Origin of the sequence: Mesorhizobium sp. L-8-3 (assembly GCF_016756615.1) — a bacterium.
Lineage (GTDB): Bacteria > Pseudomonadota > Alphaproteobacteria > Rhizobiales > Rhizobiaceae.
On sequence record NZ_AP023262.1, the window covers coordinates 7,061,389 to 7,086,709 of the forward strand.

General features: G+C 60.5%; 12 protein-coding genes and 4 pseudogenes. 5 read left to right on the plus strand and 11 right to left on the minus strand.

Annotated features, from left to right (window positions below; all coding sequences use genetic code 11):
* Positions 1-1,650: 1,650 nt before the first annotated feature.
* From xopAD to JN302_RS32795, 10 genes are all read right to left on the minus strand, one after another.
* The gene (gene xopAD / locus JN302_RS32755) at positions 1,651-8,709 is read right to left on the minus strand and encodes a XopAD/skwp family type III secretion system effector (protein ID WP_244846073.1); all 7,059 of its coding nucleotides are present in this window, start codon (positions 8,707-8,709) and stop codon (positions 1,651-1,653) included.
* Between the two features lie 513 nt (positions 8,710-9,222).
* Positions 9,223-9,543, minus strand: a complete 321-nt coding sequence (locus JN302_RS32760) for a helix-turn-helix domain-containing protein (protein WP_096453910.1) — start codon at positions 9,541-9,543, stop codon at positions 9,223-9,225.
* Entirely contained in the window at positions 9,540-9,866 is a 327-nt protein-coding gene (locus tag JN302_RS39370) for a Ulp1 family isopeptidase (RefSeq protein ID WP_052292101.1), read from the minus strand. Before JN302_RS39370 ends, JN302_RS32760 begins: the two co-directional genes overlap by 4 nt.
* 23 nt (positions 9,867-9,889) lie before the next feature.
* Positions 9,890-10,237, minus strand: coding sequence for a hypothetical protein (locus JN302_RS39375; RefSeq protein WP_010913959.1), 348 nt, complete (start codon positions 10,235-10,237; stop codon positions 9,890-9,892).
* Positions 10,238-10,326: 89 nt separating this feature from the next.
* Complete coding sequence (locus JN302_RS39380; protein ID WP_010913958.1) at positions 10,327-11,253, minus strand: hypothetical protein; 927 nt, start codon at positions 11,251-11,253, stop codon at positions 10,327-10,329.
* A complete protein-coding gene (locus JN302_RS32775; RefSeq protein WP_202323978.1) occupies positions 11,250-11,795 on the minus strand; it encodes a recombinase family protein in 546 nt (181 codons plus the stop codon). Before JN302_RS32775 ends, JN302_RS39380 begins: the two co-directional genes overlap by 4 nt.
* Before the next feature lie 174 nt (positions 11,796-11,969).
* Positions 11,970-12,842 (minus strand): tetratricopeptide repeat protein, encoded by an 873-nt coding sequence (locus tag JN302_RS32780; RefSeq protein ID WP_202330403.1) that lies wholly within the window; start codon positions 12,840-12,842, stop codon positions 11,970-11,972.
* Between the two features lie 41 nt (positions 12,843-12,883).
* Positions 12,884-14,914: a Tn3 family transposase gene (locus JN302_RS32785; protein WP_202330404.1), complete on the minus strand. Its 2,031-nt coding sequence runs from the start codon at positions 14,912-14,914 to the stop codon at positions 12,884-12,886.
* Positions 14,835-15,365, minus strand: coding sequence for a hypothetical protein (locus tag JN302_RS32790; protein WP_202323981.1), 531 nt, complete (start codon positions 15,363-15,365; stop codon positions 14,835-14,837). The genes JN302_RS32785 and JN302_RS32790 overlap by 80 nt, the downstream gene beginning before the upstream one ends.
* A gap of 99 nt (positions 15,366-15,464) precedes the next feature.
* A complete protein-coding gene (locus JN302_RS32795; RefSeq protein ID WP_010913953.1) occupies positions 15,465-15,740 on the minus strand; it encodes a DUF4158 domain-containing protein in 276 nt (91 codons plus the stop codon).
* A 116-nt stretch (positions 15,741-15,856) separates the two neighbouring features.
* Between JN302_RS32795 and JN302_RS32800 the strand changes: the two are divergent.
* Positions 15,857-16,718, plus strand: a pseudogene (locus JN302_RS32800) (transposase); the annotation flags it as partial.
* A 6-nt stretch (positions 16,719-16,724) separates the two neighbouring features.
* A pseudogene (locus JN302_RS32805) lies at positions 16,725-17,290 on the plus strand (ISKra4 family transposase); the annotation flags it as partial.
* A gap of 46 nt (positions 17,291-17,336) precedes the next feature.
* Here the strand turns inward: JN302_RS32805 and JN302_RS32810 are convergent.
* Positions 17,337-22,547, minus strand: coding sequence for a Ulp1 family isopeptidase (locus JN302_RS32810; protein ID WP_446720773.1), 5,211 nt, complete (start codon positions 22,545-22,547; stop codon positions 17,337-17,339).
* 409 nt (positions 22,548-22,956) lie between these two features.
* Here JN302_RS32810 and JN302_RS32815 point away from each other — a divergent pair.
* The 3 genes and pseudogenes from JN302_RS32815 to JN302_RS32825 all read left to right on the plus strand — a co-directional run.
* A pseudogene (locus JN302_RS32815) lies at positions 22,957-23,581 on the plus strand (IS6 family transposase); the annotation flags it as partial.
* A 172-nt stretch (positions 23,582-23,753) separates the two neighbouring features.
* Positions 23,754-24,164 (plus strand): IS1096 element passenger TnpR family protein, encoded by a 411-nt coding sequence (locus JN302_RS32820; RefSeq protein WP_202323984.1) that lies wholly within the window; start codon positions 23,754-23,756, stop codon positions 24,162-24,164.
* Between the two features lie 90 nt (positions 24,165-24,254).
* Positions 24,255-24,884, plus strand: a pseudogene (locus JN302_RS32825) (transketolase family protein); the annotation flags it as partial.
* Positions 24,885-25,321: the final 437 nt, after the last annotated feature.

A 25,321-nucleotide genomic window follows, 5' to 3' on the forward strand; every position in this document is an offset into this window, starting at 1 on the left:
TTCATCTCCTATTAATGGTAGGACAGGTCACCGAGACTGTTGAGACGGCGAAAGCAGAAGTCGCGCAACGCGTCGCAGTGTTCGTAATCCTCTTTGGGACGGCTAGTCGCAGGATCATGCGAGCCGTACGCCTGTAGTAGGCGAGGTAGAACCTGTGATGGGCTGAAGCGTCGTTTGGGCAGGCCAAGATGCCACTCCGCCTTCAATTCGTCTGCGCATCCTGCCGATGTGGCGGCCCTTGCATTCGCCAAGCGACATTGCCCTCCAGAGCCCATAATTCCATGACCCGTAGGGGTTAGCTTTCGACAAGCGACTTGAGCAAATCGATTGTTCGGATGTAAGCAATCCACATCCTGGATTGTCCGCATATTCACCCCCCAGATCGCACTGTGAGGCTGATGCTTGGTACCGACGCCTCCCTGGTTTCAGCCTCAAATCAGGTCCGCCTGACCATGAAGTGCAATCGTTGACCGCTTCTGCGACACCTGGGGCGATTGGCAACGCCGCCACGTGCCCCAATGTGCCACGAGATAACCGTCGTCCTCGGAGACGGTTCAGTCCGGCACCGGCTCGTAACCCAAGCCCCCAATCACACAGGTCAGTGTCGGATCGAACCAACCGTCGGTTTTCCCTGGCAATCAGGTGCAACGGCCTCAAGAGCAAGCTGACACGGTTTTTGGTCAGGTTCTCGACTCGGCCTGTTGTAAAGCTGCACGATACCGAGTAGGCACCGGCGTATTGCACGCCCATCCAGAACGTTGTGGATATTGCGGCGGTCGACAGGGCCAAGCCTATAGCGGCGGTTGGGTGGGCGGCCGAGAGCATCTCCCTTCTTGGCCATCAGGAGGTGACGGCCGAGTTGCTGACACTGGCCTCGATTCTTGACCACGAAATTGCAGCCGATTATCACCGCTCGGGATGATAGATGCTGGGGAATGATGCCGTCCGCGCACCGCCTCGTCGCGCACCAACTCGGACGCGGCAAATAAGGGAGCGTCGCGCCGGCATTTCGGATTGGTGCAGACTCGTTGCCAAAAGTTTCCGATCAGTATCGGTTCCATTCTCCTCTCCGCAGAACACCTCGCGCTCCAGGGCGGCTCCGCCACATAATCTCGCTGAGAGACGCTCGCCTACTGGATGGCCGCAAGATGCGCTGGAAACCAAACGGCTCCCATCCGACATTATCTCGCCGCACCTAAACGTTGCCAAGGCTTGCCCGGCTGAATTGCGGCACTGATCGGCGCCCGTCTAGCATCAACCCTGTGGCGCGGCTTCATCTCGGCCGTGGTCGGGCTTGGGACAAATGCGATAGCGGTCATTCGCGCAGGTCGATGACGCCGAGTTCGTGCCACATCCACTCGGCGACCTTCTGACGGCCGCCGTTGATTTTGCGGCCGGACGTGGCGTTTGCTGCTCATGCCGACCAGTCAGCTGGTCAAGACTTTCGCGATGTCCATGGGTTGACAGACAATCTGCTCGCCGATTTCGGGCGGGTGTCTGAGGTAGGTTCCTCTGATCTTTGCCGGGACGTTCAGCTATCATATGCTCCACGGTGCCGATTTCAGTGAGCGGAGGCGCTGGAGATCACCAAGGGGTCTGCTGGATCAGCGTCTTTCCCGTTTCCGCACGCGGCCGAGTTGAACGGGGCCGTCATGGTACGACCCCGGATGAGGTCACGAGCTTGGGTACCGCCCTGCCCCCACCGCAAACATAGGCGTGCAGCGCGGTCAGGCAAGCATTCGCGTTCTTGAGATCCCGCTCATGCTGCGGGGCAATCGTGAGATCGGCAAGTGTATAGATTGGATTCCGCACATGCATCAGGTCTGTGATGGTCTGGGCTTGGTCGGCGGTCTGCACCTTTGGGCCTCTGATGTTATCTCTCAGGTTCCGCCTGATCACGTCCTCGCTGGTATTGAGCCAGATCGAGACGGCTTTCTCCCCGACATAATGCCGGATCTCCTCGATCATGAACGCTTCACCGCCGGTTGCGAGCACCGCCGACCCCAGTTCGAGTGACTGCCTGATCTCATTCACCTCAAGATCTCTGAAATAGGCCTCCCCATCCTCAGCGACGATCTTAGCTACGGACTTGCCGGTCTTCGCCTCGATTTTTCTATCGGAATCGACGAACCTCATTCCTAGTCGTTTGGCGAGTGCACGGCCCAAACTGGATTTCCCTGCGCCTTTCACGCCGACGAGCACGATCGACCGCGCGCCCAACGCGCCAAGAATCTCTGTTGCGATCGGGGAGCGCTCCGTTCGTCTCGGCGGGGCGACTTGCAACCGACGACGTAGGCTGGCACCAACTGTGCTATCGGCGTGGGCTTCCCAGTGGGGGATCTCTATGGCCTCGTGAGGGATGATGACCTTGTTGCAGGCCTGTCGCACGCGCTCCAAGAGTTGCTCGGCTATAGACTGATCCAGTGGATCTTGGCTCTCTCGCTGCAGCTCCTGCAGCTTCTGCAGCTCCTTGTAGGTGTCGTGATTGTAAATCTTGGTCTTGTAGCTGTCTGCAGTGTGGAACTCCACCTCGAAGCGGTAGCCCCCCGGCGTGGCGAGCACGGTCTTGATGCCGACGAAGGTCGGCGATCGCGTCCTGAACCAGTTGGTCGTGCTGACCTCAGAATACCCGCTCTCGTCGAAGGCTATAATGGCTTTCTTGAAGGCACGGGTAAAATCTCTATCAGGGAGTTGGAAGCAGTGGCGTACAGCGTTGTTGATCAGCTGGGCGCCGGCTTCAAACGGGGCCTGTATCCCGGTGAGCTGGCCTGTCATCGAGCTTTCCGATCTCAAACGCTCAGCGAGATGGGGCATCTTCACGTTGATATCGGCTCTCCTGAGGGCTTCGGCAACCGAGATTACCATCGGGGTGATGTCCTTCTCTTCGGCTCGGGCGCGGCAAGCCTCCATTTGAGCTCGCTGTACGGCCAGCTCGGGAGTCAAGGTCATCGTCGTGGCTGAATCATCGGCAGAAGCCCCTCGAGCCGAGGGTTGAGGCAGAAAGCCTCGCTCGGCAGCAAGTTTGATCGAAGCTTGCATAACTGAAGCCGCCAGCGTCGGATTGTCCTGAAGATCCTGCAATGTGGCATCGACATCAAACCGACCCTGGTTGAGGGTAGCCGCAATGCTCTTGGTGTAGGGCACCGATTTCGAGCCTGGTGTTTGTTGCAGCAGGCGCCGAAGTTGCCTGCTCTTGAACATAAAGATGTGGGCCCCAGTGTCCGATTTATATGCGTCAGTTCCGACTTTGATACCGAGGCTCAGGAGATTCTTTGCACTCCGCACGAGGTCGTGTGGATTGTATCCATCCGGTCGCGGGGCAATGCGCGTAGGGTAACGGTCGACAAGAAGCTGGACGCGGTCGCGTGGCTGAGCCGTTGCCGAATAGATCTCCGCCAGCTCCGGGAACAGCTCGCAAAGCGGTTGGCTCATCGCGAGTGGTGCCTCGCTCAGGCTGACGACTGTTTCGGGCAGGAGTTGTTCGGGCAGAGCTTGCTCATCCAGCCTCGCGGCCCACGTCTCGAGCTCAGCGTGGAGCAACTCAGCAATCTCGCGCGCGACCGGATGGTCTGCCAGTTGGATGTCGTGCCGCGCCTTTTCAAGCGTCTCCTGGACGTTCTGAGCACTGACCTGTTCCTGCTCCAACACGCCTCGGATGTCTCGCTTGAGCTCTTGGTGAATGCCTTCGTACGTGCCGAAGATGGCACGCTCGGCAAACCACTGTCGGGCTTCATGGGATTGAGCGAGAAAGTCTCGCTGCAGACAAGTATAGATTTCCAGAACATTGCGCGTGGCGGCGAGGATCTGGCTGGCGCGCCCGAACTTGTAGCGACCATCCTCAATCGCCGGCGTGTGCGACTTTGGCGGCTTGAGCGAGCGCAATCCGCGAGCTTGCTCCTCTTGATCGAATTGCCTGACATGCTCGTAAAGCTGTGGCCGGTCGCCGACGATGACGAGGCTGTCTCCGTCGAAGTCGCCGTCAAGTTTCTTCTGTTCACCAGTTGGGACGGCAACCAACGAGCCCGGGGCAAACACCTCGGTCGCCTGCAGGATGCCGAGGCAGTCGACCGTCGTGTCCACCTTGACGCGGTCCTTGCTCGTGGTCCAGCTCGCATGGCATTTGACGTCCTCGGCAGACATGATTAGCGCACGGTCGGCGTAGGCGGCCGGCCACATCTTATCCGGTACAACGATCAGGATGCCTTTGGCAAAGAAAGTCGGATCGTCGGCGGCCAGTTCCCTCCCCGACTTCTGGGCGACATTGAAGCTGTATTGAATGGCCGTGCAGTTATCGAGAAATACAGCGGTCGGATCGCCGTCGACGGCCAACTTGACCCGCTCGGCGGCAAACGGGCGCAGGTTCGGCTTATCGTAGGGCGAGCGCCCGACCAGCACGCCGCTCGTCCCCGTCAATGTTTCGCTCTTCAGCGTCGGCACATGGAGACACTCATCGTTGGAGGGTACGGCAACCGCGCCGGGACCATCGATGTGTCCGGCCGTCACCGTTCTAAACAGCTCTTCGGTGGTCAACGTTGGCTCTTGTTGGCTCTCGAGCCAGGCCGTGGCCTTTTCACGGACCTCATCCGCCACTTGGTCGCAGCGCGGATAGTGTTGCAGCGCCGAGACTGGCAGGGATGATTTCCTTCCCTCACCAAAGGCAGACATCTGATCAGGACCCTGCTCGCCGGCGCGACATACAGCTGGCATAAGGTTGGCTAGCGAGGCCCTGATGAAACCGCAGCCGTCATGCGGTCGCAATGCAATGGGACCGTCCGGCCCCCTCAGCTTGAAGGGATGCTCCTGGTTGGCGGGACGGTCCGGCAGCAGCGACAGTTTGAAGGCGCCTTCCAGCGCGTAGTCGTGAACTCCCAGGCCCTTGATCGCCGGTGGCGCCGCAAAACCCCTGCGCTGGGTATAATAATAGGCCTCCTTGAAAGGGGCCCAAGTCCGAGACAGCTGCTCGAAGGCGGTGCCCGGTGCGGTATCGACATACGGAATCGCCAGCAGCTTTCCCCCGGAAAGCTTAGCTAGCTCGCCTGGAGCACGGGCCGCAATCTGAGACACGGTCAATCGCGGCGGCTTTAACTTGCTGCCTCCGAACAGGTCCATGCGGTATGGCACACCGTTGACGTTCACCGTACGCGCCAGCATGAAGGCGCTCGGCGTTCCTGGCATCTGGACCGCAACGACTGGCAAAGCCCCGGCAGTCAGGCGCTGAAATATCGAATACCGTCTCTCCGGCTCGGTGGCCACCGGCCGTCCCTGCATGTCAACTACCGGCAACTGCATCAGTCCTGCGTCACCCTGCGGCGGTCTTGGCTCGTGATCCATGGTTCGCAGGACCTGATACACGTCGAAGACCGATGCTGGATGTTGCCCCTGGATCGTCGCCGCATCCTGCTCTATGAAAAAGTCCAGCGCATCCACTGGATTCTCCGCCTCGATCTGCGCGATCAGGTTCCAGCTCATGCTGGAAAGGTCGCTTTCAATGAGGCCGCGCGTGCTGTCCAGGATCTCCTTCGTCTTGCGCTCCAGCGCTTGCTGCCTCACCCGCAAGTCGGACCTCTTGCCCTCGACATACGGTGACCTGAATAGTCTCTCCAGGACCGCACGGGCCTTAAGCGTCTGATAGATCGATAAAGCGGGGCGGCGGCTGGCAAGCGGTCCACGGGTCCGCTCGGCATCGCTTGCGTTCAGATGCGCCTCGATCTTCTGCTCGAGCACGGATTGGAGGTCGTTGAGCAGATTGAGGGCCTGCGTGCGGTGCGAGCGCAGCGGCCTCTGTGGGCTGCGAGCCAGCGGCAGCAGAGATGCACACAGATTAGCCATGGTTTCCAGATCGTTGTGGGTCGTAAAATCAGGGGCTTGACGCAATTCCGAGAGGCGGTTCAAGCCTGTCGGTGCGAGCAAACCGAGATCATCAGACAGCCGAGCCTTACCAAGTGCCTTGAAAACGGTTGTGATGTCTAGAACGTCAGCCTGCGCCAGGCGATCATCATCATAGTGCAGGTAATGAGCGAGCTTGTGCAAGCGATCCTTCGGCAGAGCCGCGTCCGTAATATCCCCAGTGTCTTCTGCCTTCATGATCATTCGCGACAAAGCATTGGCGAGAATACTTAGCTGAGCTGTCGTGAACACACCGAATCGTAGCTCTCGAGCACCCAATCTGCGCGCGATGTCCATCGTGGACTGCTGGCACGCCGACTCTTCCGGCCACTTGGTGAAGCCGTTCATCAAGGTCGCCACTCCCTGCGGAGCGAAATCGGAGAGCTGGCGCTGACGGGCTTCCCCGGCGATTGCGATCGCGGCTCTGCGACAGTCCTCCCCGACCGGCCACTTGCTGAAACCGTTCACCAGATTAGATAGGTGCTGGTGACTAAACTCACAGAGTCGGGCGCCGCGGCGAATGACCTCACCGGCGATGGCGATCGCGGCGTCGCGACAGTCCGCCCCGTCCGGCCACTTGCTGAAACCGTTCACCAGATTAGCTAGGTGCTGGTGAGTAAAGTCACGGAGTCGGGTGCCTCGGCGAAGGACCTCGCTGGCTATAGCGATTGTGGCTTGCTGAGTCGACGCCGCTTCCGGCCACTTGCCGAATCCGTTCACCAGGTTCGCCAGGTCCTGGTCATTGAAATCAGAGAGCCCGAACTCGCCGCGCCCGGCGCGGCGGGTGACCTCCCCGGCGATGGCGACTGTTGCCTGGCGAGACGCCGCCTCTTCCGGCCACTTGCTAAAACCGTTCACCAATGTCGCAAGTGCCTGCTGAGTAAGATGAGAGAACTGGTCATCGCGTTGAAAGACCTCGCTGGCGATCGCCAGTGTTGCATCGCGACAGTCCGCCTGTTGTGGCCACTTACTGAAACCGTTCACCAAGTTTGCCAAGTGCTGATGACTGAAAGCAGAGAGTTGGGCGCGGCGGCGGATGACCTCACTGGCGATCGCGACTGTGGCGTGATGATAGTCGGCATCGTCCGGGCATTTGCCGAACCCGTTCACTAGGTTAGCCAGCTCCTGCGGAGTAAAATGAGACAGCCCTTGCTCGCCGGCGCGGCGAGAGACTTCTGTGGCGATATTGGCTGTGGCTTGGCGGTAGACCGCCCCTTCCGGCCATTTGCTGAAACCTTGCACCAGGTTCGCTAAGTCCTGATGATTAAAATCAGAGAGCCCGAACCTGCCGCGGGCGGCGCGGCGACCTACCTCATCGGCAATCGCTCCGGTGACTTGGCGACACCGCTCCTCTATCGGCCACTTACTGAAACCGTTCACAAGGGTCGCCATGTGCTGGGGATTAAGATCAGCGACGCCGGCACGCCGGTCACGACCAAGGACCTCACCGGCCATCGCACTGGCGGCTTCGCGGGACGCCTGCTCTTCCGGCCATTTGCTGAAACCTTGCACCAGGTTCGCCAGTTCCTGGTGGGTGAATTCGGAGAGCCGGGCACGGCGGTCGCGGCGCAGAACCTCGCCCGCGATCGCAACTGTGGCTTGGCAACAGACCTCCTCTTGGGCACACTTTCCGAAACCGTTCACTAGGTTGGCCAAGTCCTGGTGATTAAAAGTTGAGAGCCCGAGGTTACGGCGGCGAATGACTTCACCGGCAATCGTTCCGGTGGCTTGGCGGGACCACTCCTTTTCCGGCCACTTGCTGAAACCGTTCACCAGATTAGCCAGGTGCTGCTCCCTAAAATCAGAGAGCCCGAAACGGCGGTCCTCGCGACGACGGACCTCACTGGCGACGGCTTCCGTACCGTCACGAGTTTCCGACCGCTGCGGCCACTTGCTGAAACCGTTCACCAGCAACGACAGACTTTGACTTTGCAGTACGCCAAGTGTCCTGCCCTCATCGCGGCAAAATTCGGCGATTCTGATCGTTCCATTTCGGCATGTTCTCGACTGCGGATGCCGACCAAACGATGCCGAAAAGAGCGAAAAGGCTTTGGGGTCTACTTCGCACATTAACGCACTAGGAAGCTGCGACACCCGAGCTGCCATCGCCTTGCAAGCTTCCACACCTTCCTGACCTCCAGCCTCACGACTCACCGTATTGCATGCGGTGGCGTAGCCCCATGATTGCCCGCGGCGGATATTGTCCTCGAAGCATGTGACAAATTGAGCTTTGAACTGGGCGGCGGCCTTTTGCAGGAAGGCTGCATGGACCTCGTCGCCCGCCCCTTGCAGCCGTCTGTCATGCTCCACCACTGCACGCGAGAACCCCTCAATGTCACGGGCAAAACAAATGGCGTGTAGTGCGTTGTTAGATTGTTCTTCTGAGATTGCACTTTGCACGCTCTGCGCGGCGACATCGTCCAGGCGCCGCCTTTTTGGTCTGCGATCCAGGCCCGACACGGGCTGCCTGCGCGAGGAAGGACCACTTTGTTGTGAACTCCTGGACTGATCGGCATTGCGGACTTCTGCACCGGAACGCGACGAACTTTCTTGCCGATTTGTCGCTCCCAGATGCGGCAAGTCGCGAAAAACGGGCTGGCCGTCACACCTATTGACGGAGGGATCGCCGGACGTGCGGCGCCGGACATCGCTGGCCGAAGGTGGCCTTTCAGCTGAGGATGCCCCTAACTCTCGATCTTCAGAGCGCAAGCCCTGAACGACAGAACTGAAGGTCGAGCCTTTTTGACCACCGCCATGATCCGATTCAGCCCGGTGCGTGCCTGATCCGCTAGGCGCATTCAAACGCCGGTCAACTCCCGTCATAATCCGTCTCCAGGCGAGAAATGCGCGCCGATTACAATGCGTGGCGCACACGGCGCCCTCCACAACCCGCAAAGCGCGGATCTGCCCAACCTGCGCGCTCTGGGATCGAACATATCCCTTTCACCTGACGTGACTCTGACCTGGGTCTATCTGGAGTCGCATTGCGTTCACCTATTCCGCCAGACGTCCGGGAGCTGCCCCTATCTCGGGCCAGCTGCGGCGGTGAGCGAGATCGCTGTGGACAAGCCTCGGCGAAGCCACGCTGATGATGCGTGACGATGAATATGCTCTGACGAGGCAAAGACGAAGGTTGGCAGAGCCGTGCCGCTTGGCTTTGAAGAGTGAGGCGACAGATGCTAAGGCTTTTGCTGCGATTGCCCGCCAGTGGCGCGTGAACTTGCCGCTGGCGGTACCGCCGGGACTTCTCGTGATGGCGAAGCTATTCTCGCTCGGAAGGGCGCCGGTGTAGAATATTCTTCCGCAGCAACGGCGTCGCGCTACCGGCCCAGGCCCTCAGCCGACACGCCGTATACGTTGATGCAGACCAGCCGCCATCAGAAATAAACCTCTTGCCGACGGGCGGGCATACGTCTTGAACGTGACGCCGCGCTTGTCGAGGAACATCCACACCGTTGAAGGAACAACCCGCACGCCGTGCCCGGACGCCAGTCTCTCGGCGATCTCGGCAAGCGTGATGTCCGGCGTCTCCTCAATCAGGCCAAGAATGAAGCGTTCGTGCGGGTCGAGCTTCGAGCCAGATGGCTGGCCCTGCTTGCGTGCGACCGCCTCGCCGCGACAAGCGCTGATCGCGAGAGCTGCTCTGGTCGCCGTCAACCGCGGCCAGGAAAATTTCTGAGTCGGCCTTGCAAATCCCGGCGATCGGGGACGAGGTCGTTGAGATCTGCTATGTGTTGCCCGTCCGTCTTCACCAATCGTTCAATAAGGGCCCGGGTGCCGTCCACGACGAAAACGCCACAATCAAATTTGTTCTCCTGCTGACGTATGCTCGCTTGTTGCAGGTTGGCGCCCAACCGCGTTGCGAGCATCGCAGCTTGGCGGTCGTTGCCTCCCTCGTAGGAGTCGTAGTGATAGGCAACCGGGCTTTGCCGGTTGCGGCGATCAACGAGCAGCAGCGACCAATGGGTGCCGCGGGCCATACGATCGGCACGGCTAGCATCACTCACTGGCAGAAACAGGAAGTGGCGGTGTCATTACGATTGGGATCTTGGACGATGCGCCGAAATGCGCGCTGCGCCTCGCTCACTTCGCCCAGGCGCAGATGATAATGGGCTATGAGGGGATCGACAAGCCGCGTCCGAGCAGCGAGATTTGGATCGCGCGCCTGCAACTGCTCTCCCAGGAGCTCGTAATCCCTTTGGATGTGCTGATCGCCCAGGAATTCCCTGGCGCCGAGCGTCCGCCCGCTCGGGTCGGAGGACGAGACTTTCAACGCCCCGATCTGATCAGCGGAGAATGTGCTCGGAAGCGCGGGCGCATAATGAGCATGCAGCTTCGGGGTGGATGGCACCGGATAGCCAACACTCGCGGTGCTCCAGCCGGCAGGTACCTGTGCTCCGGCCTCCAGACGCGGCGGCTGACGTGACGGACCAGCTTCATTTATCTGCCCGGAGCGAGCATGATGGATGAGGCGAACGTCCCTGCGCCCTCCCGACCCAACGTGGCGGAGTAGTGCTCTCTGTTGATCGCGAACTGGGCTGGGCCGAACTGGTTCGGCAGCAGATTGATCTTACCCAGTTCCTCGATCAGGATCTTCGAGGCCGGTTGGGAGCCGTGGCGCCAGCCCTTGCCGACGATAGGTCCGATGTCCTGTAGGTCGGGGGGGCCTGCTGGCCCAACGAACGAAGGCGGTCTAGCAACGCCAGGCGCCAGCACAGATTGCGCATCGCTGCTCAACTTAGCCACTGTGAGCGCATTCGGATCAAGCACTGGGTCAAGGCGGTCGTACATGTTTGACGCCGCAGCGTCGGCTGACGATGATGACTCGGGTTGTTGTGTCTGCTCCCTAAGCCTGTCCCCATCCCAAGCTCCCGAGCTCGGCGTAGCTGGGGTTGCGGGAAGCTCCTGCGACGAGCTGGGCTGTGCGCCGCGCTGCGGCGCGGACAACGACGGGGTGGGAGCTTGCATCTGCTCGACGTTTTCGGCGGCAAATTTGAACCCTCTGCGGTCGGGAATTCGCTCAGCGGAGATCGGGTAGCGTGGCCGCTTTGGATCGATGCCGGTGATCCGGAATCGCTCGCTTCCGGTGCGGAACTCGCGTCCGAAGTCCGAAGGGGCCAATCCGAAGTGCTCTGCCAAGAACTCGAACCTGTCTTTTTCGAGATTGAATGCGGTGCCGTCGGAAGCGGGAATGCTGACGCGGAACACGGGCTCGAAGAAGAAGCCGGTATCCGTGCCGCGCCATCCGGCGCCCTCGATGACCAGGCCGTGGTCCTCAGCGATCTTCTGGCAGACTTCGAGCATGCGGGTCTGGATCTCTTCGCATGTCGCTGGCGTCAGACGGGTTATGAGCCTGCCCTTCGTCATTTGCCCTTCCTCACCTGATAGACAGTACCGCGTGAGACGCCGAGATCGCGGGCGATTTGTGTTGGGCCCTGACCCTGTTTAAGCCTTTGCTGGATCGTGTCGCGGTCGATTTTCGGCGGCCGGCCCTTGTATGTGCCGCGCTTCTTGGCGGCAGCGATTCCCTCCGCCTGGCGCTCGCGCCGCAGATTGGTCTCGAACTCGGCAAAGACACCAAGCATGTCAAAGAAGGCCTTACCGGCGGCGGTCGACGTATCGACAGGTTGTTCTGTCGCGGAGAGATGCGCGCCCTTCGTCTTGAGCTTGTCCACGATCATCTGCAGGTCGCGCAGCGATCTGGCCAGGCGGTCAATCCGGGTGACGACAAGCGTCTCGCCAGCATGAATGAAGTCGAGAATGGTGTTGAGTTGCGGACGGCCTTCCAGGGTAGAGCCGCTCTTCTGCTCCTCGCGAATGACCTCGCAGCCGGCGGCCTTGAGCGCGACGATCTGCGCGGCGAGGTTCTGGTCAGTGGTGGAGGTGCGGGCGTATCCGATGCGGGTCATGCAACTGTTCATTTTGGGTGTGCCGGCGCGATGCTCTGTTCATTAACGAAGATTGAGCCCAAAATATACAGGCTTTCCGGTTGCGACGTGTTCATGGGGGGTGTTCAGGCCGGGTATACCCAAATTAGAACACGCCCATCGGTTCCGGTGGTCAGTTACGCCGTCGTCGTGGTTTCAGCTTTCTGGTAACCTCCGCCAGCCACGCGACTGCACCGGGCGTGGCCTGCCAGGCCTGGCCGTTTTCGTCGACGTAGTCAGCTGCCTCATCCTCCCCCCCAAAGTGATATAGCCGTCGATGGAAGCAACCAAAGGCTGCTTGCCGGAAAGGACGCCAGGCACATGGCTGTGCGCGAGCCAGGCCTCCTCGGCAAGCTTGCCGGCGCCCGGATCGTTTTCACGAAAGGCAAGAAGTGCCCGCGTGTAGAGCCATGCAGCAGCGCCATCGTCTTCGTGCTGTTTGAGAAGCTTCCTCAGGGCCTTGATATCGTCGCGCGCCAGCAAATGCCCGGCCAGCACGTAGCGGATGCCCTGATTGTCATTCGGATTGAGCTTGAGCATTGACTGATAATGGTCGATGGCCTCCTGGTGCTGACCAAGCCGCCAGAGTACCGCGGCAAGACCTGCCCGCGCCCGCATGTAGGGGCGCGTCTCGAGAAAACCCCAGAAGCGACCGGCATATCCCTCAAACCCGTCAGGGCCCAGCGCCTCTTCACCCGCCGCGACGCCCTTCTGGTAATAGTCCAGCACTTCCTCGACAGACCCCGCCTCTTCTTCGGCCAACAGCACATAGGCGTCGGCGCACAACGGCGAGACTTTAAGCGCTTTCCGGGCCAGCGTAATACGCTTGCTGCGACTGGTTGCTTCCCAAGCCTCATACATGATGTCTTGCGCAGCGTCCGTCGGGTCGCTCCCACGCCCTCCGCCGAAAAGACCTGCCATGAACCCCTCCATGCCGCGCCGGTCCGGCATCGGAGGCAGAGCATTGTCATTTTCCGGCTTCTTGGATTTCGCCACTGCCTTCTTTCGGGGCTTCTTCGATACAGGCATTTCTACCATTCCCTTCGATGCTTCACGCCGCTTGTTTCTGCTCAAAATCGATCCTGCTGTTCAGGTCGAGGTTGAAGCGGCCATAAGGATTGACGTGACCGTATCAGCGGCGTCAGGCCGCGATAATCCTCCGGCGTTAGCCGCGCCGACCATTTCGGCTCGCTCAACACCGACTGCATCATGCGCGTGTTCACATAGACAAGCGACGCCTGCAGCAGATGCAGGGCCAGCACCGATATCTCCTGCTCATCGAGCCGGTTCGAGGCGATCTCGCCACCCTTGCCGAAGAAGACGAAGCTGTTGGCGCTGTTCCAGTTCTCGATCACATTCAGGCCTTCGTGGATTTCGCGGCGGAATTTCTCGTGGCGCAAATACCGGCAAAGGAAGATCGTCTTGATCGCCCGGCCGAGTTCGGCGAGTGCCTTATAGGTCGGGTGCATCACCTCGGCGCGGGCGAAGCGGCGCAGGATCGCTTCGGGATCGGCTAACCCGCTGTGCATTCTGCTCGATCTCCTCCCAGTTGATGACGCTGGAAAGAATGGGAAGCAGATTGGGCAAGCGCGCAGGCCTGGATGCGGCAGCGCCAGCGTCTGCCGGGCGATCGCCTTAAGGCGTGGCGCCAGTTCAAACCCGAGCAGATGGCAGAAGGCAAAGCCGATCGAGCTCTGGCCGTGGCTGTCGACATACTGCCGCTGGATCTCCATGTCGGTGCAATGCCGAAGCACGCCCTTGATCATCGAAGCAACTTCCGAGGACGAGCACCGCTTGAGTTGCGAGAAGACGCAGGTTGAACCCTTTTCGACGTGCCAGTAGATCATCACGCCGCGACCGCCATAGCGGACATGCCATTCGGTCATAAGGTTGCCGTCCCAGGCGCCGAATTTCTTGGAATCCGAGGCACAAGCCGTGCCGGCTTCGCCCCAGATGGCGGTGTTGCGGATTGCCAGCGTCGCATTGGCAACACGTCCGCAGGCCGCCTCCAGCGCATCCCGATGGATGAAGCGCCGGCCAACATGAAGCAGTTCCTCGTAGCTGACATCCGGGCATCCGGCCGCCACGCGCTTCAGGCCGGCATTCGTGCCCAGCCCGTAAAGACACAGGATCAGACGCCGGTCGAGCGCACCGCGCGAAAGCGCCACACGGGAAGCCGACGTTTCAAAGGCGTCCAGAAAGCCGGTGTCGAGCGCCGTCTCCTTCAACACATCCAGCAGTTCCGTCATCGGCCAACGCCGGCCGATCTCGGCCTTGACCGATCGTAGGCCTTGCGGTTCCGGCAGCGGCTGGAACGGCGTGATCGAGATGCGGTTCTCGCCGCGCCAGAGAATGCGTGCCTTGTCGTTGCGGGGGAGTTCGGCATTCACCAGCCGCAATTCCCGCTCAAGCTCGGCCTGGATTTTGCGCGTGAAAGCTCGCGCATCCGACGTCAGGTTGAGCGCGTTGTAGTAGGCCGCCCGTCGGCTCTCGAAATCCTTGGGCAGATCGTCGTCCGGATTGCGATAGTGGTCCGCCCCTACCACCCAGATTTCCTTGGCCCGGATGCGGTCGCGCAACTGACTGAGCACGCACAGTTCATAGCTGATCCGGTTGATGCGTCCGTCCTTGCCGATGATCGCGCCGCGGCATTTCGGCGGAATGACGCCTTCGATCGGCACCCCGTTCCGCGGCACCACGCGGCAACCGGTTTCGAAGGCCCGCCTGATCCAGTCCAACGCCCCAAGCACGGGCCGATGCACGGCATTGTTCGAACGAAACTCCAGAACCGAAAGAAGCTTCGGCAGGATTCTTCGATAGTGACCGGCATAGGATCCACGCATAACCTGGTAGATGCGCCGTTCGAGCGTGCCCTTCGCCCGATGCTCCTTGACGATCGCCGCAAGCTTCTCCTTGCCCGCTACCGGAAAGATCACATCGCAGACCCGGCCACCCGGCGCCTCGATCGCGGCACCCGCGATATCGACCAGCAGCCGCTCCTTGCCGTAAACCTTCTCGATGTCACGCGCGATGCCGCCCACCACCTTGCGCTTCGAACGCACCCCGATCTTGTGGATGGTCTCCACCAGCAGGTCGATCATGCCGTCGCTGATCTGTGTTTCCCGCATCGTCAGGAAAACGGTATGGAGGCCCCAGTTGCCGCCTCGGGGCGTGGCGGCGCATCTCCGACGCTTTTTCGGCGCCGACCCGCCGAACGATCTGATCGATCCAGGTCTTGCCGGCAGCGGATAGAAGATCCCGCGGTAAATCCAGCTTCTTGATGAAGGCAAGCCGATCAGCCAGGGCAAGCATGTTGTCCAGCGTGGCTGCACCCGCATCTCCTTTGATCGTATGGAACCCGGTCGGGCTATCTGGATCGGCCAGCGATGTTTGCATCAGCGCGACCGTTTCCGGGCGAAGCCGATCCGCAACACCGCCAAGAAAGGATTCCAGAAAGCGTTGCCGCTCGGAGCGCACTATCCGCTCCATCTCCTTGCGCGACGGACCGAAAATCTTGCGATCCCGGCACAACAGAAAAACAGCCTCCATCATCGCTGCGACCGATGCTCCCCCAGGGCAAAGCTCCGTCGCTATCCGGCTCGCAAGTGCGGCTCGATCCGCCCGCTTCATCCGGCGGAAACCAAGATGGCGCTAAATCTCGGCGCAATGGCGCCGCCCTGAACGCCCCGAAAAATCATACCGGCAGAGATCTGCCTTGCTGACGCCAAGCTGCTCGGCCAGATACGAAACCGCGTCATCGGGGGCCTCAGCCGCCGCGGTGGTGAAATATCCGTTCGCGGCGAAGAACTTCAGTTGAACCGCCAGTCCAAGCCTCGACCCGGCCGCCTTGACCTTCAAAAAGTCGATGTCGGCAAAAGAGAGGCTCCACGCCCCGGTCAACACCTCGAGCGAAACGCGCAAACCCATACATCCACTCCCTCTTCCAAGAGTGAATTCTCAAGCGCCGACGCCATACCGGTCAATCCGTTCCGGCAACGTTCCACAACTTGGCCAAAATCGCAGCTTGGGGCCGATTAGGCCATGATCGGAGTGTCGATAGCGCAGCCAGGTGGCTGCGGAATCATCCCTCCGTCGAGGTCGTCAGCCGAGACCGCTGCCGCCTGTATGCGCAGGCCGTCCGTGAAGGCGCACCGCAGGCTCACCAGGTGGCCGACCGGTTTCATCTGGTCCAGAATCTTCGTACGGCAATCGAGGAACAGATGAGCCTTAGTGGACGTGCTTCAGGAAGACCCATCCTGTCCGAGGACGCTATTGTCGACGCTGCGACACATCGCCGGCGTGCCCGTCTCGCGCATAGTCCTTACGCCAGGAGGGTCTATCCTACCAGATAGGCGGCGAGCAGCATTGAACCCCACATCACCATGGTGCTTTGAAACGTTCCTTGCCCAATGCTGGAAGTAAGGGAACCGCTGCGGACGGCATCTTTTTCATGATGTCAAGCAGCGCGGCTACACCGGCAGCTTCTCCAATCTGGAGCGACTGCTGGGAGCTTGGCGGCGGGCCGAAAGAGTGCGCGCCGATGATGTTCCTTCGATGGCGATCAGCTCGGGACCCGTTCGAGATCCGGATACCGGCCACGCGATTTCGCCAGTTGTTGCCGCGGCGCTGTACATAAAGCCAAGAGGCCTGCTGACGCCTCGACAAGCAAGGAAAGTCGATGCCCTGAAGCAGGGATCTGACGCATTCGCCGAGATGCGACGCCTTGGCAATGCGCTTCAACGGTATCCTTCGGAGCAGGAGGTCGGAAACACTGGCCCCCTAGATCGACGATGCAATCGACTCCGACATCATTCCGACAACAACGCCATCGAGCTGCCCTGGAGCAACGGACAGGGCGAAGGTCAGATCAACCGCCTCAAGACCCTCAAGCGCGCAATGTACGGCAGCCCGCGCGACTGGATGAACCTGCCCGGTTCCCGAGTACATCCGCCACCGTGACGACCGGAAGAAAATTCGAGCTGATCGTAGGCCGCTCGCTGCCTGAAGACGGCGCTCCGCGCTACATCGGTTTCGTCCACGGCTATGATCGCGAGCTGCAACGGCGCATTCTCGACCATCTCAAGAAGCAGGGCGTCCGGGCCAATCAGGATATTACCTTAATCACCGACGGGGGGAAGAAGTCCGCTCGCTCGCGGAAATGATCGCACCGGCGCGAGCATGTCCTCGACTGGTTCCATATCACCATGCGCATCACGGTTTTTCGCCAGTTCGTGCAAGGGCTCGACAACCACGACGAGCAGACCGGACAGGACCTGCTTGCAACCTTGCGCAGGATCAAATGGCATCTGTGACGAAATCGCCGAGCTGCAGCTCGACGCGGAAAGTCTCGACACAGGCTAGCCGAACATGCGCAAGTTCCTGACCCCCAATCGGCGAGTTCCAGGCCTACATCGCCTTCCAACAGTGCCAGCCTGATCAATTACGGCGAGAGCTACCGGGCCGGAGATCGCATCAGCCTCTCCGTCGGCAAAGAGCTGTTCTGGTTCATCCCAGCCATCGAGCTCAACGTCCCGCGTCGGAGCGCTCTCTGCTTCTGGAGGAAGCCATTAGGTCCGCTCGGGCTTGATCGGAGGCTTGGCCGATGGACGTTGTGTTTGCTTCGCTCGGCTGCCGCCCGATGGCGAGGCTTTGCGAATTGTCAGTCCTCTGCCTTTTCGCCGGTCTCAACGGCGCTGTGTAACGTTCAGTGTTGATGACGACGCCCCCGCTGTTCACGCGGTTGCTCCTGTCCAGTGTACTCGTCAGCTTGTCCTCGGCCTCGCGCGTCTTGCCCAAGTGCCGTTCCAACGGCGCTGGCGCGACCTGTCTGGCTTGCTGCTCTTGCAAGGCGGCGTGTTGCACCTGCGACCCGGGTGCTGCCAAAGCTTCGGCAGGGCTTGCGGCAAGCTCGTGCGGCAAGCGCCCCTCTCTCAGTCGGTTTTGCAGCGCCTGCCGATCGGCGACGAGGTAGTTGAGGTGCAGCGGCAGCTGCTGGTCTGGCCGCTCTTCGTTCGCCAATCGACGAACCAGCTCGCGCGTGCCGTCCACCACGAAGACGCCGCAGTCAACAGCGTTTTTCTGCTGCGCCATGTCGGGTGTTACCAGGGTCGCGTCCAGTCTTGTAGCGAGCTTTCGTGCAGGCACGTCGTTGTATCGCTGTTCATTTTGCTGGATGGAGTCGTAGTGATAGGCGACCGCTCTTTCCGGATCGCGGCGATCTACGAGGAGCAGCGACCAATGGGTGCCGCGGTCAATACCCACCCCATCGTTCACTGGCACGAACAGGAAGTCGGATGGGCCGGCGTTTCGATTATAAATCGACTGCAATGTGCCTCGCGCGTCTTGCTGCTCCATGTGGCGCAGCAGATGGGAGACCGACGGATCGACCAGCCGCGTCCGGGCGGCGAGCGCTGGATCGGCCTGCTGCAGCTGCTGCTCGAGGAATTCGTAATCCCTCTGGATATGTTCGTCGCCCAGCAGTTGGGTGGCCCCGAGCACCGCCCCCCGGGGGAGATTGGACGAGCCTGACGGAAGGGCTTCGATGTGTGCATCGGAGGAGGTGGTCAGATCGACCAACGGAACCCCGAGATGGGTGTCTGAGAGCCTGGCGGTCGCTGGCAAGGCGGGTCCCGGAGCCCTTGCCGGTACTGCTGCCGCTCCAGCTTCCCTTATCGCTCCGCGATGGAGGAGCCAAACGTCGTTGCCCTCCTCTGGCCTCCGGGCGGTGTAGCCGTGGCCTTTAATCTCGTAGTTCCATTCCGGCTTGTCCGCGTCCGGCAAGAGGCCATAATGGTACAAGGAAGAGAGCATCGCCTCTGGGACGCGTTGAGTCCCATGGGAGAAGCCTTTGGGCACGGCGAACGAAACATTTATGGAGTCCTCGATCGCAGCCGGGGGCGCCTCGGACCTTGCTGAGGGCGCGGCCCCCGCATGCAGCCTTCCGATGTGTTCGGACCCTGTCCCTTGAACCGGTACCCCTTGCAATGGCAATTCACCCAATTGCCGCATGGGGGGCTGCATCGGCATGCGGCCGCCTGAATTGCCGATTTCGCTCGGCTGCTGCTGAATGGCGGCGGCTTGCGGCGTATTCAGGGCCCTCTGCCTCTCCGCCGGCCGCAACGGCGCCGTCGAATGTTCATTGTTGATGATGAACCGCTCGGGTGGCAGGAGGTTGCCCTGGTCAAGCGCATCCGGCCAGGGCCGGATCTGCTGTTGGCTGGCAGCCAAGACTGGCGGGGCGGCGGCCTCAACTCCGGCGTGCCCAGAGCCGGCCGCTGCCAAAGCGTCCGCCACGATCCTGTCTGACGCAGGCTTCGCATCGCGAACCCGTTCAAGCGCCCAGCGGAGATAATGGTTGCCTGGAAACAACACCTCGGCGAATTCGATCCGCGAATCATGATCCAGCCCAGAGATCGTCCGGCCCCGCCTGTCAAGCGCCTCAGAAAATCTGCGAAGACTATGACCATAGACAACACGGGTGCTTGGGGCCAAGCTGCTGTCACTGGTCACTTGTTCCAAGACATGCGCATCTGCCTTTGAAGGCACCGTCACTGGCCACCGGCCAGTCGCTGAATAGCCCGGCTCATGATACGCACGCAGGACGTTCAACGCCGGCCTTATATCCCTTATGTCAGTGTCTTTCGGAAAGAAGGTATTGAGGTGATCGACCAGGGATTGGTGATTTTTTAGATCAGTCGCTTGGCCACGAGCACCGAGATCATTCGCCAATCGGCGAAGCGCATTCGAGTATATTCGGAGCGTCGGCGCCCTATGGTGTTGCTGAGCCTCAGCATGGGCGATCGCCTTATCAATCACGTCCCGGTGTTCGTCGGACAAGTGGGGATAGCGGTTAGCCGGGGCACCAACAGTCGCTGAATAGCCCGGCTCATGATAGGCACGCAGGACGTTCAACGCCCTCTTCATATCATCGTTTTTCGGAAAGAAAGCATCGAGGTGATCGACCAGGGATTGGTGATTTTTTAGATCAGTCGCTTGGCCACGAGCGCCGAGATCATTTGCCAATCGGCGAAGTGCATACCTGTATTTTAGGACCGTGCTCTCGCTATATTTTTGCTGAGCCGCGGCGTGGGCGATCGCCTTATCGATAAGGTCGCGGTGTTCGTCGGACAAATGGCGATAGCCGGTGGCACGGGCGCCACTCGCGACAGGTTCGGCTCGGCGCGGCTCGGCCACGTGCTGCTCAAAGCCCGCTTGCCGCGCTTGGCCAGCATCCGGCAAGGGGCCAGGGCGGTCCAAGAAAGGGAGCATCGCGTCTGGGACGCGTTGAGTCCCATGGGAGAAGCCTTTGGGGACGGCGAATGAGACGTTTATGGAGTTCTCGATGGCAGCGGGGGGTGCCTCGGGCCTTGCGGAGGGCGCGGCCCCCGCATGCAGCCTTCCGATGTGTTCGGACCCTGTCCCTTGAACCGGTACCCCTTCCAATGGCAATTCACCCAACTGCTGCGTGGGGGGCTGCATCGGCACGCGGCCGCCTGAATTGCCGATTTCGCTCAGCGGCTGCTGAATGGCGGCGGCTTGCGGCGTATTCAGGGCCCTCTGCCTCTCCGCTGGCCGCAACAGCGCTGTGTCATGTTCATTGTTGATGATCACCCGCTCGGGTGGCAGGTGGTTGCCTTGGTCAAACGCATCCGGCCAGGGCCGGATCTGCTGTTGGCTGGCAGCCAAGACTGGCGGGGCGGCGGCCTCAACTCCGGCGTGCCCAGAGCTTGCGAAAGCGTCCGACACGCTTCTGTTAGGATCCTCCGGTCCAGCGGGCATCCCTGGGTTGCCGAACAAAGACGAGGCGGCTTGATCACCCTGCCGCTGCTGAAGCACTTCGCGGAACCCCTGTTCCAGTCGCAGAAGCTCCTCTGGATTGGTTGGCGGCTTGTCAGCTCGATTATCGAACAGCGGCCGCAAGGCCTCGGGAACCTCCGCATTGTGAACCCGCTGCAGCGCGAAGCGGAGTTTCTTGTTGCCTGGAAACAACGCCTCGGCGAGTTCGGTCCGCGAATTGTGATCCAGCCCAGAGATCGTCTGGCCCCGACTCTCGAGCTCCTCAGAAAATCTGCGAAGAAGACGACCATAGACGACACGGGTGCTTAAGGCCAACCCGCTGTCACTGCTTAATTTTTCCAGGATACGCGCATCTGCCTTTGACGGCACCGCCGCTGGCCACCAGCCAGTCGCTGCATTGCCCGGATCATGATACGCACGTAGGACGTTCAACGCCGTTTTAATGTTCTGGTCATTCGGAAAGAAAGTATCGAGGTGATCGACCAGGGATTGGTGATTTTTTAGATCAGTCGCTTGGCCACGAGCGCCGAGATCATTCGCCAATCGGCGAAGCGCATTCGAGTATATTCGCAGCGTGTCCGCGCTCTGGTTTTGCTGAGCCGCAGCGCGGTCGATCGCCTTGTCAATAACGTCCCGGTGTTCGGCGGACAGATGGGGATAGCTGGCAGCAGGGCCGCCAGCAGTCGCTGAATAGCCCGGCTCATGATACGCACGCAGGGCCTTCAAAGCGCTCTTCATATCAACGTCTTTCGGAAAGAAAGCACCGACGTGATCGACCAGGGATTTGTGATTTCTTAGATCGATTGCTTGGCCACGAGCGCTGAGATCATTCGCCAACCGGCTAAGTGCAAACGTGTATTTTCGGGCCGTGGTCTCGCTATATTTTTCCTGGGAGTGGGCGATCGCTCTATCAATAAGGTCCCGGTGTTCGTCGGACAGATGGTGATAGCGGGAAGCACGGGCGCCACTCGCAACCGGGTCGGCTCGGCGCGGCTCGGCCACGTGCTGCTCAAAGCCCGCTTGCCGCGCTTGGCCAGCATCCGGCAAGGGGCCAGGGCGGTCCAAGAAAGGGAGCATCGCGTCTGGGACGCGTTGAGTCCCATGGGAAAAGTCTTTGGGGACGGCGAACGAAACGTTTATGGAGTCCTCGATCGCAGCCGGGGGCGCCTCGGACCTTGCTGAGGGCGCGGCCACCGCATGCAGCCTTCCGATGTGTTCGGACCCTGTCCCTTGAACCGGTACCCCTTGCAATGGCAATTCACCCAACTGCTGCGTGGGGGGCTGTATCGGCACGCGGCCGCCTGAATTGCCGATTTCGCTCAGCTGCTGCTGAATGGCGACGGCTTGCGGCCTATCCACGGCCCTCTGCCTCTTCGCTGGCCGCAACGGCGCCGTCGAATGTTCATTGTTGACGATGCCCCCCTGGGGTGGCAGGTGGTTGCCCTGGTCAAGCGCATCCGGCGAGGGCCGGATCTGCTGTTGGCTGGCAGCCAAGACTGGCGGGGCGGCGGCCTCAACTCCGGCGTGCCCAGAGCCGGCCGCTGCGAAAGCGTCCGTCACGATGCTGTTGTGGTCACCCGGTCCAGCGGGCATCCCTGGGTCGCTGAAAAAAGACGAGACGGCTTGATCATCCTGCCGTCGCTGAAGCACTTCGCGGAACCCCTGTTCCAGTCGCAGAAGCTCCTCTGGATTGGCTGGCGGCTCGTCAGCTCGATCATCGAACAGCGGCCGGAGCGCCTCGGCCACTTGATCATCCTGCCGTCGCTGAAGCACTTCGCGGAACCCCTGTTCCAGTCGCAGAAGCTCCTCTGGATTGGTTGGCGACTCGTCAGCTTGATCGAACAGCCTCCGGGCCTCGGCAAGGTGCTGCTCAAAGCCCACTTGCCGGGCCTGGACCGCTTGCCCCTCTTCCAAGCCGGCGTCCTGCACCTGCGGCAAAGCTGTTACACGGGATGTAATTTTTCGCTGGTCCACACTAGCCTCGCATCAAACTGTATCGTCAAAGTCCTGCGCCAATCCGCGCAGCGGCTCATCGAGTCGAGATTCTGCGGAGAATCCCTCCTCTGCTTCCGTCAAGGGTGCCGGCTCCGGGAGGGCGCCTGTCTGCCTTGCGACTCTTCCGTGTCATATGTGGCATGTCGAGTCGATCCGGAGGATTTGGAGATGCAAATTCCCATAGCCGTTCACCTGTAGTGGAGTTTCTGATCGCCAAGGGACGGGATACGCGAGACGGGCGCTTAACCTTCAGTGTCATCTGGATGACCCATGCTAGGCGGGTTGGCTTACGACAAGCTGACGGGCACCGTAACGTTAACCGGGCATCGATCAAAATGTGGGATCTGGCGGCATGACCAGATTTTCCCGTGATTATCGTCGCCACCGATTTCCGGCGCAGGTGATTGCCCGTGCCGTTTGGCTCTATTTCCGGTTTCCGCTCAGCCTGCGGATGGTCGAGGATATGCCGGCAGCTCGTGGCGTCATCGTCTCTCGCCAGAGACCGTGCGACTTTGGGCTGAAAAATTTGGCAGACACTTTGCCAAATGATATCCGGAAGTGATCGGCCGGCAAGCTCGGCGACACATGGCATCTCGATGAAGTTGCCATCACCATCGGTGGAAAGAAACACTGGCTTTGGCGCGCCGTTGATCAGGACGGGTTTGTTCTCGACGTGTCGGTGCAAAGCCGTCGCAATGTCAAGGCGGCAAAGCGCTTGATGCGAAAGCTTCTGAAGGCCAAGGCCGTTCGCCGCGTGTGATGATCACCGACAAGCTTCGATCCTACGGTGCGGCGAAGCGGGAGATCATGCCAAGCGTCGAGCATCGCTCGCACAGGGCCCGAACAATCGGGCGGAGAACTCTCATCAACCCGGCCCGCGGCGGGAGAGGATCATGAAGCGCTTCAAGTCAGCGCGACATCTTCAGCCTTTCGTTTCCGTACACGACCCGATCGCCAACCTGTTTAACGTTCCCCGCCACGATTGTCGCTTTTACTTCCCGATTTCAAACGTCGAAATGTCATGTGTTGTTTAGGTTTAGACGCTACGAAGGGCACGATTCTTCGCTAACGATTTCACTGCTGCTCAATTTTGCCAAACCTATTGCACAACCGAAAACCGGCTACCGCCGCGTCATACTCCGATGAAGCATGGTTGGCCGCACGCAACTGCGTAACGGCAGCCGGTTCCTGTACGAGTACGACCTCAACTTCCCTTGGGAGCACGAGGTCCGGCTAGAGCAGCGCCGGCCTGTCAAACCCGGAGCTCACTATCCGGCGTGTACGGGCGGCGACGGCAACTGTCCGCCTGAGGATTGTGGTGGACCGGAAGCCTGGATGTGGCAGAGGGACGAGGCGCTCGGGCCTGACCTCCATGAGGATCTCGCCACAGCATTGCAATTCATCACGGAAATCGGCGACACCCGGTCCCTTGCGGTCCTCGATGATCCGGACCGCGCTTGGGAATTACAGGAATTGCTGTTTCGGATCAAAGGCCGAGCTACACTTGTATGGGGCGATGATTGTCAAGCCAGCTCCTACTTCATTTCGACCATCTCCTAGTTCGGCCGATTGGCGACCATCTCCTCGTCCCGACCTATTTCGCTCTGGCTGCCGCGCGCAGTGACGGTCAAGGCTGGGGCCGCAGGCCCGATCGCGCAGCTACCGGGATTGACCACCGGCTACGGCCCCAGCCACCAGGCGACGGAAGACATCGCGATTTTCCGCGGCATGCCGAACCTGACGATCATCGATCCATGCGACGCGCTCGACATCGAACAGGCCACGGAGGCGATCGCGGACTACAAGGGGCCGGTCTACATGCGGCTGTTGCGGGGCAAGGTCCCCGTCGTGCTCGACGAATATGATTACACATTCCAGATCGGCAAGGCGCGGCTGCTGCGCGACGGTGCGGATGTGCTGTTCATTTCCAGCGGGCTGATGACCATGCGCGTGCTGGAGGCCGCGAAGGCGCTTGAAGCGAACCGCATCGACTGCGCGGTGCTGCACGTGCCGACCATCAAGCCGCTCGATACGGACGCAATCCTTGCCGCCGCGCGCCGGGCTGGACGGATGGTGGTCGTTGCGGAGAACCACACGATGATCGGCGGGTTGGGCGAAGGTGTCGCTGGCCTGCTGATGCGCGAGGGCGTGACCCCTGTCTTCCGCCAGATCGCACTGCCCGACGAATTTCTCGACGCCGGCGCGCTACCGACACTTCACGACCGCTACGGGATCTCAACATCAGAGATCGTGCACCGCGTACGCAAGTGGGTGAAATAGATACGAGGTCCTGACGCGTAACCAGGCTTGGGGTCTGACCCTATGGTGCCAATGTGCCCCTGAAACGCGGTTTCTAGCGTGAAGGCGATCCGCGGCATGGTCAGCGCCGGGAATGCTCCCTGACGCGTCGCTCCTGCGACGCTTTCTCCGGCAAGCGATCGCGCGTCAGCCAGGCGAGCATGGCTCGTGAAGCAACGCTCCCCTCGCGCATCCCGGTCTTGTGCTCCCTTCGCATGTTCTTGGCGAGCTCGACCAATCGCAAGACAGCACGCTATGGACGGGGCCGCCCCCGCTGTAGTTCGGCGATGACAGATCGACCAAAACGTCGAGCGCGCAGGGCAGCCGAGGCAGCACTGAAGTTCCACACTGCCATTTATGCGACTGGAAACGCACAAACCGCGAACAAATGCCCGGAAATCGGTCATCGGCATTTGCGT